Here is a 5,703-nt window from a genome sequence, read left to right as displayed (position 1 = left end):
GGATATGACTTCGACACTCACATCCTTGCAGGTCAACGGCACCTTTCTGCTATCGGGGCGTCAGGTCGCCCAATTCCGCTGAATAGCCAGGGTTAGCTGCGCGAAACCGGGCCGTCGCTGGGCCGTCCGACGTCAGTCGACGCCAACCAACAACGACAGAAGCCCACGGCATCCGACGAGGTCAGAGCCATGGGCTTCTTCTGTCCTGCTGGTCAGCGGAACCGGTGATCAGTAGACCGGCATGACAGGCCCCCGCGATGTCGCGTCCGCCGACGGTGACGGCAACGCTGACGGCAACGACGACGGACGTCAGCGGCACTGCGCGACCCGGCACGGTAACGGCGGGGTGGCCGACGGGCCATCCCTCCATGGCTTGCCCGCATCTTCTAAGCGCTTGGCGGCATGCCGTGGCCGGTCGGCTAAGGGTCGTCCCTCTACAGGCGGGCGGTGGAGGCACCGATCAGTCGTCGCCGACCACGTAGGCCCTGCCGAGTACGCTCCGCGCATGGCTGTTTCTGTGCACATCCCGGAGTACTTCGAGGACTGCGAACTGGTATCCGGCGAGGACCTCGCGCTGGAGCCCGCCTTTTGGCTCGCCCATCTCTTGTTGACTGTGGGTGATCCGAGCGAGGATCCACAGCGCTACGGGGTGGACGCATCAGCCTACGAGGGCATGGTGGGACGCCTCAGTGATCCCGAAGAGCCCTGGCCTGTCCTGCGCGCGCCCATGGCTGGCGGGCATACGGCCTACGTCGTGTACGCCAACTTCGAAGACGTGAACAACGTCGACTTCTTCGTCCGCCATCCTGACTGGGGACGGCTCGGTTACCTCGGCCAGTGCGGCGCGGACGATGCCGGCCCCGGGCTGTCCTGGACGGAACTCACCACGCTGGCAGCATCCACGCCGGACCACGGTGAAGGCCTGACCGACAGGTCACAGCGCCTGTTGCTCCTCCTTCCGATGCTCGGAGATGCGGAAATACCCAACGAAGCTCACGGCACAGTGACGCTGGCGTTGACCCACTGTGGAGTGCCTTCCGATGCAGCCCGGGAGTTGGCGACAAGCGTGCTGGGCGAACCTGAGCCAGGTGAGGGCCCCCGCTGGACTGTGACTGCCGACAACCCGATCGCAGTTTGTTCGTCGCCCTACAGTCCCCGCCGGGTGCCGCTCGCACTCGGTATCACGCCGGACCAGACGCAGGCTCTCGCCGACGTCCTCAATGGGTGAAGGACGCCACGCCCTGACATCCATGACTGACATCAACGCTGACGAACACCAGCGGCCCGGAACAGTCAGAGGTGGCCGTGCTGCCGCGGGCTGAAGTGTCTCCAGGCGACCCGTGATCGAACTTGTAAAGCGGTGGTCAACGCGAGTGCTGCGCAGCAACTACTACCACCGTGGTCCCCGACGCTCAGGCGCCATACGTGAGATCCCTGCCACAGCTGGCCTCGATCAGCCAAGACAGCGAACCGCTGCCGAATGGCCAACCGGTGGTGGCTACCTCAACCCAGCCATTGCCCGGCTGGCCTGACCCCGCGTCCCACCACCACCAGCTGCGGTCGTCGCCCATCCCCTCCTCGGTTGGGTCGAAGTAGTGGAGCCAGCCTGACAGCGTCCAAGGCCCTTGACTGAAGTCCGCCTTCTGCTCAGGCGTCATCGCCTGCCACTTCCGGAGCCAGGCCTGGGCGTCCAATGGCAGGCCAGCCCCCGACTCCGCGTGCTCCGGCGCGCACCGCTGCACGAACCATGCCGGCAGCAGCTCCGTCCACCGCTCGAAGGCGGGCCAGTCATCCGTCAGCTCGACCACAGACGTCAGCACAGCACGGGCATCTGCGATGACCTGTGCCGGATTTTCGGCGGTGAACCGGACCCGCACGAGAAACGGCCTCTGCTGACTGTCATCAGCTCCGAGACCGGACCGCAGACGCCGAAGCTCGCCCTTGATGATCTCCACGGCGAAGAAGTGTGCACTGCCACCGGCTTGGGCGCACGCGAAAAAGCCAGTCGAATGCCTGTCGAAGTCGGCATGCGAGGCTACTCCAGGCCGTACATTGCCCAGGTCAGTGGCCCACTGCGGGCATACCAGAAGTGCGCCTTCTAAGCACCCGCCCTGCCAGGCAAGCCGGTTCAGATGCCTCCCGATCGTGCAGCAGACCCTGTTGTCGAGGTCGAAGAGCGCCAGCACACGATGACGCTACCTGCCTTCAGCCGCCTCAGAGCGACCAGCACCGATCTCTCAAGACTCCCCTTCGATTTCTACGACAGCCACACGCCGACGGCTATAATCGCGAGGCCCACGACCCCGAAGCACCCCGTCGTGGCAAGGAGCACCCGCCAAAGACCCTTTTCACGCGGCTGCTCGGCGCGACGCCACGTGGTGAAGCCCGCGGTCACACCCGCGAGGATGAGTGCACCCCCAGCAATAACGACCAGCGCCGAGAAGAAGCCCTTCCAGCCGGGGTCGTAGTTCGGGTTGTTGTGGGCGACCCCCGCGAGGATCACGTTCCCGAGCTCACCGTACACAGATCACTCGCCCGCTTTCTCGGCGTCCTTGGCCAGGTTCTGGACATCCGACTCGATGCCGGAGCCCGCCGCGTAGACCGCCGTGTTGAGGCCGGTGCTGAAAGAGTTCTTGTACGCGGAGTCGGTGAGTTTGCCCCCGTCGCTGAGGTTTTCGCCGCCGAGGCTGCCGCGTTCCTCCATGTGATGGAAGTGGGCGTCGTTGGCGGCGTTTCCGGTCGCTCCGGTCACTGCGTTCGTCGCTGCGTCCCACCCGATCGTCGCGCCGTCCTGATGGTTCCACACGTCGGCCGTCAGGCCGCCGCTGATGTTGCCGAGCGCCCCGTTGGCTGCGCTCCCGACCCGGCCGTCGCCGCTGAGGACCTTGCCGACTGCGCCCGTCAGGTGGGCGCCTTGGGCCAGCGACGCGCCACCCGCTGTGAAAGCGGCCGTGCCCAGAGCTTCCTTGCCGCCAGTGGCGAAGTCCTCTCCTACCGTGATCGGCTGGCCGTTGAGCGCCTGGCTGAGCATCATGCTGCCCGAGTCGGCGACGAAGTTCGTGGCGAAGCTCTCGAGCCCCTTCTTGGCAAAGTTTCCGAGGATCTTTACCCCGGTTGTGAGCATCTTCTCCACGAATGCGGCTGACTTCTCGGCGAGGCCGAAGAACTTCTCGATCAGCGCCGCCACCTTTTCCGCGGCCGAGGTGAAGAGCTTCACCAGGTCGATGATCCTGGCGACGCGCGAGGCCACGGCCGTGTTCGCGACGAGGTCGGAGAGGAAGCCGGTGAAGAAGGAGAGCGCCGCTCCGGCCACCTCCATCTCGGCGATCTCGACGCAGATGTCGATGATCTCCTCGTTGATCTTGTCGATCTCGTCGGCGTACGTCCGCAGCCCGTCGGCCACCTGGTGGAAGTTGTGCGCGACGTCCTTGATGACGTGCTTCTGTTCCTCCCAGTGCTTCTCGAAGGCATCGCGGGCCTCACCGTGCCAGCCCTGCTTGTCGACGCCCTGGATCTGGACGTCGATGGCATGCACGACTTCTGTCAGCTCGTCGCCCATGGTGTCCCAGGCACGGGCGACCGAGCGGAGCGTGTCGCCGTTGCCGCCCGGGAGTTCCACCCCGCAGGCCTGGAGGATTTCCAGGACCTTGCCGTCGATCCAGCTGTTGATGCTCACGCCGGGCCTCCTGCCGGCTGCGTCGCTGCGCGGAGGTGGTCCACGGCGGTCTGGTCCGAGTCCTTGTAGTTGGTGGCGTTGAGCCGCAGCCGGTCGCCGTTGCTGGTGAGCAACCCGGGCAGCTGCCCGAGTGCCTTGAGGGTGCTGTTCAGCAGCGTCTGGTACTTCTGCGCCGCACCGTCGCAGACGCCGAGCACGCCGAAGGCCTCTCCGATCTCGGATGCGGTCGCCGCGAAGCCCTCGATCGGCTTCGCCAGGTCTTTCGCCTCCCTGTCGAACTTCCCGGCAAGGTCGGTCAGCCTGTCGGGGTCGACACCGAAGTGGTTCATTCCGTTCCCCGTAGTCGAATGCATGAACAGACCAGCAGTACCGGAGTCAGTGATCCGCAGGGAAGGGCTTTTTACGGGGTCAAAACGCGATGTTGTCATGCCCTTTGGCCAGAAGATGCACCATCTGCTTCTCGCGCAGGGCTCTCTGGACGGTGGCGGCCTTGGGGCGGTGAGAGGACAGCGGCGATCTGAGTACAAGCCAGCTTCGACCCGGCTGCCGGGGTGGGCTTCCGTTTGCCACAACGCTCTCAGCCCAAGAGCCCAGTTTGCTGGCCCGTCTACAGAGTTGCGCCGCGTGGGCAGCGGCAAGCGGATGACCTTCGGCAACGCCGGCGAAGCCACCCTGAGCCAGTGGATGGCGGACGACGCGCGAGTGTGCTGGGTCGAGAAGATCGAACCGTGGACCTTGGAGTCACAGCTCATCTCCCAACTCGACCGCCCGCTGAACCTCGACCAGAACCGCCCCAATGCCTTCCACACCCGGTTGAAGGAGCTGCGGGCCCAAGCACGCCAGCGGGCCCGTGCGTTGCCCGTCAGTTCGTGGGCCGTCGGACTGGCAGACGGGCTGTTGTCCGGGCCGTCTCTGGGCCGTCCGAGGCTGATCGAGAGCAGCCAACGACAGCCAATGACGACGGGTCAGCAGTAGTCGATCAGCCTGCGGACCAGGGAAAACGCAGGTAGCCAAGATCCCCGGCAAGACCCAGGGCAAGAAGAAGGAGCCCCGACCTCGTGTCCGGGCTGCTCCCCCATCGGATGGAACGGCAGGCTACCGACAGCAGCCGGTAAGCAAGCGAAGCCACAATCCCCCTGCCGACCATCTTGTCGCCCAAGTCACGAGACACCGGCTCAGGGTGTCTCAGTGGCCCAAAGAACACCGCAGATCGCGACACCGAGGGTGGCGACGGTCGTAAACGTCCAAGCGCCCCACTCGACAGCGTCTCGATGAAGCCAGTGTCCCAACAGGCCAGCGAGAAAGGCCGCGATCACGGCTGCCATGAGGACCGTGACTATCGTCTGAATCTTCGCGCGAGGGCTGGTCCTGTTCTCCACGACGGCTTCTGTCCCTTCATCCGAGGATGGGGAGTCAGCCGAGAGGTCTGTGTGGCAGCTCTCAACCGAGCTACCCCACAACTTGTACGGGTTGCTTCGGTTGAGACTGCCCGATGGTGGCAGAACTCAAGATGGCACTAGCGGCAGCCTGTGCGCGCACAGAGACGCACTCATCGAACGAGGTAGCGCTGCCAGGCGCCCGCTCGGGCCCGTCCTACTGACGGCAGCCATCGCCTGCCGGGACGGGTTTGTTACAACCGCATCGGTCCCTTGGCGGCGAGCCGACGCACTTCTAGCGTACCGCAACACATCGCATGCGTAGGGTTATCAGTGGAAGGGGGGCAAGGGACCGTGCTGAGTCGACGACGGTCCAGGGCAGGCCCCAGACTGAGGGGCTGCACGCAGCTTGTCGCAGAGCAGCCCCCGTGCCACAGCCGTGCCAGATGCAGGGGTTAGTCACGGTCAACACCGGTGTCCTGCGGTTGAGTAGCCGCTCGCTTCCTCGGTCATCGAAGCCGCTGCCCAGGCGAGAAATCCCCCTCCCTCTCTCCTAAGAAGCTGTTGTCTTTCCGGACGCGAGGACTGCGTTTTCGCTGGTGGGGCATGGGGTCGGTGGTCTGGTGGGAGTGACGGCTTGTGATGTCGTCG

General features: G+C 64.9%; 6 protein-coding genes. 2 read left to right on the top strand and 4 right to left on the bottom strand.

Features of this window, described 5'->3' with window-relative positions:
* Positions 1–505 precede the first annotated feature (505 nt).
* Positions 506–1,228, top strand: a complete 723-nt coding sequence (locus ACFYX0_RS46410; protein WP_388981531.1) for a hypothetical protein — start codon at positions 506–508, stop codon at positions 1,226–1,228.
* A gap of 184 nt (positions 1,229–1,412) precedes the next feature.
* Here ACFYX0_RS46410 and ACFYX0_RS46405 read toward each other — a convergent pair whose 3' ends face one another.
* From ACFYX0_RS46405 to ACFYX0_RS46390, 4 genes are all read right to left on the bottom strand, one after another.
* Entirely contained in the window at positions 1,413–2,186 is a 774-nt protein-coding gene (locus ACFYX0_RS46405) for a hypothetical protein (RefSeq protein ID WP_388981528.1), read from the bottom strand.
* A 71-nt stretch (positions 2,187–2,257) separates the two neighbouring features.
* Positions 2,258–2,524: a hypothetical protein gene (locus ACFYX0_RS46400; RefSeq protein ID WP_388981526.1), complete on the bottom strand. Its 267-nt coding sequence runs from the start codon at positions 2,522–2,524 to the stop codon at positions 2,258–2,260.
* Between the two features lie 3 nt (positions 2,525–2,527).
* Entirely contained in the window at positions 2,528–3,676 is a 1,149-nt protein-coding gene (locus ACFYX0_RS46395) for a WXG100 family type VII secretion target (protein WP_388981523.1), read from the bottom strand.
* Positions 3,673–4,005, bottom strand: a complete 333-nt coding sequence (locus ACFYX0_RS46390) for a WXG100 family type VII secretion target (RefSeq protein WP_388981521.1) — start codon at positions 4,003–4,005, stop codon at positions 3,673–3,675. Before ACFYX0_RS46390 ends, ACFYX0_RS46395 begins: the two co-directional genes overlap by 4 nt.
* 22 nt (positions 4,006–4,027) lie before the next feature.
* On the opposite strand from ACFYX0_RS46390, the gene ACFYX0_RS46385 reads away from it, so the two are divergent.
* Positions 4,028–4,651, top strand: a complete 624-nt coding sequence (locus ACFYX0_RS46385) for a GIY-YIG nuclease family protein (protein ID WP_388981518.1) — start codon at positions 4,028–4,030, stop codon at positions 4,649–4,651.
* Positions 4,652–5,703 lie beyond the last annotated feature (1,052 nt).

The sequence above is a fragment of the Streptomyces sp. NPDC002573 genome, assembly GCF_042889625.1.
GTDB classification, from domain to species: Bacteria; Actinomycetota; Actinomycetes; order Streptomycetales; family Streptomycetaceae; genus Streptomyces; species Streptomyces gibsoniae.
The sequence above is the reverse complement of the archived record's forward strand: the minus strand, read 5'-3'. Positions and strand labels throughout refer to the sequence as shown.